The 1,970-nt window shown below is 42.8% G+C and carries 3 protein-coding genes; 2 read left to right on the plus strand and 1 reads right to left on the minus strand.

The annotated features are described in order from the left end of the window. The first annotated feature begins 96 nt into the window (after positions 1-96). Positions 97-1,098: a hypothetical protein gene (locus H6G92_RS38680; RefSeq protein WP_190902128.1), complete on the plus strand. Its 1,002-nt coding sequence runs from the start codon at positions 97-99 to the stop codon at positions 1,096-1,098. 42 nt (positions 1,099-1,140) lie between these two features. On the opposite strand, the gene H6G92_RS38685 is transcribed toward H6G92_RS38680, so the two are convergent. After that, on the minus strand, positions 1,141-1,359 hold the full coding sequence (locus tag H6G92_RS38685) for a hypothetical protein (RefSeq protein WP_190902124.1): 219 nt from the start codon (positions 1,357-1,359) through the stop codon (positions 1,141-1,143). A gap of 208 nt (positions 1,360-1,567) precedes the next feature. On the opposite strand from H6G92_RS38685, the gene H6G92_RS38690 reads away from it, so the two are divergent. After that, positions 1,568-1,756: a hypothetical protein gene (locus H6G92_RS38690; RefSeq protein WP_190902126.1), complete on the plus strand. Its 189-nt coding sequence runs from the start codon at positions 1,568-1,570 to the stop codon at positions 1,754-1,756. Positions 1,757-1,970 lie beyond the last annotated feature (214 nt).

A 1,970-nucleotide genomic window follows, 5' to 3' on the forward strand; every position in this document is an offset into this window, starting at 1 on the left:
TAAAAATGCTTCCCGAAATCCCTGAGCCTATTTTATTAACCCAGATTTTTGCCAAGCTTACTGCTTTAGGTCGTGTTCATCCCGTTTCTACAGGCGTTGAACCCTCGTGAATTGGCAATGGTATTGTTAAATCAAGCATCTATTTTAGGTAAAGACCAGTCAGAGAAAGGGTTCCAGGAAACCTCACGAACTACTCAGAAACATCTCACAATCTCTTTTGAAGAGATTGTGAGATGTTTCTCTGACACGCAACCCGTTATTTCGCACTGTGAGGAGGCGGCGATCGCTCCCTTGGGGGTCGCGTCGCCTCAGTCTGTTCAAGGCGTGGAAGAGTTGGAGGAAGAGCTACCTGCGGTAACGGACTGTACATCACTAGCGCTTGTGGATGATGCACCGAGTCAAGCTGCTCCGTTGTTGGCTGAAAATCAATATTGTGGTGTTGAGCCGAAAGATTTTGGTTCTTCAGGCACTTGTTCCGCCGCGTCTGCTGCCCAAAATGAAAAATCTTTAAATTCTGCGATGCCTGCGGCGGGCGTAGCCATCGCTAATCAAACACAGGAGGAAGTAGAACAAAATAATTCCGCTTCGTTGTCGGGAGAAAATCAAGTCTCTGGTTTTGAGCCGAAAGACTGTGATGAGGGTAATTGTTCCGCCGCGCCCATGTCATTAAATCAAAGTGAGATATTTGAATGGTTGGATAGAGCAAACGTTGGAGAATGCCCCCCATTGTGGGTAATTCAATATTTGCTAGACAGCAAGTATTACGCCAGCATGAGGGCAACAATCAGCAAGTTTGAGAAGCAGTGGAATATATCTGTAATCAATTATCAGGTGCAAAAATCTAGTGAGGCGTTGTTTACCACCGTTCGCGGAGCGTCTCGTAGAGAAGACATCGCCATTAGATCCAAAGCTAGACTATTGCGAATGGAGAAACTGAAGATGGCTTCTCTGGTTGGAGAAAATCCTGGTTTTGACTTCCTCCAACAATGCTGGAATGATGACCCTGCTTTGCAGATTGTGATCAAGAAATTGCTGGCGAAGTTTCCGCAGTGGGGGATTGCTTGTGTAGATGGGGTGTTGATTGATTGGGAGGATTAGCTAGGAGAGCGGCAAGACCTTCTCTGAACACTATGTCAATATTTACTCGCCTATAACTTGTCCAAGAGGCTTTTTATAATTGAAAGTGAAAGTGTTACCATTTTTGATCGCTTGTCGCATCTCTTCGCACATTGGATATTCGCCTACACCACTTAAGCTTACCCAAGCTTTGGATCTGGTAAGTGCAACAAATAGCTGGTTACGAAGGCTTATACTGCTTTCATCTTTTGCAATATTGTTAAAACCTATCACGTGTACCATATCTGACTTTTCCCGTTAAGTCTCTTTTGCAAGCTGCCAACCCTCACAGAGGTCGTGTAATTTTAACCAACCTCGCCACAGTACCTGGATACCAATAGGTGTTTTACTTCGATGTTCTAAGTCAGCGTTTTTAAATTTAACCTATTTTTTCGTCAAGATCCTTATCCAGCAGGGGTTTCAGAAATACCGTGCGTTCGCCCTGTTAGCAGTGCTGGAAGAAGAAGATCCTTGGGTACGTCTTGATGCAGCTAAAGTTCTAGTAGACTTAAGAAACTTATCAAATTTAGTCTTACAAACACTACAAGCATTAATGAATGATGGAGATTCTGAAGTGTGTGAAGAAGCAGCTCAACTTTTAGAATTGCAGGGTTTACCTTTCTACTCACAAAACTTTTAAACAATACTGCCGGGATAAATTTGGTTAAAGTCGCCAGAAATCAAATTATTTCTTTGCAATATAGGAAATGCTCATACTATTGATAGATAACCTGAGTTCGGGATAAGGAAAAGGACAGGTAGTAAGCTGAAAATAGCGTTAAATCCAGCACCTGTCCTATGTTTAGTTTAGATGTTTTGTTTTGCCACGTAGATGATTTCTGTCAAGCATTTGA

The organism is Nostoc foliaceum FACHB-393 (genome assembly GCF_014698505.1).
Lineage (GTDB): Bacteria > Cyanobacteriota > Cyanobacteriia > Cyanobacteriales > Nostocaceae > Nostoc > Nostoc foliaceum_A.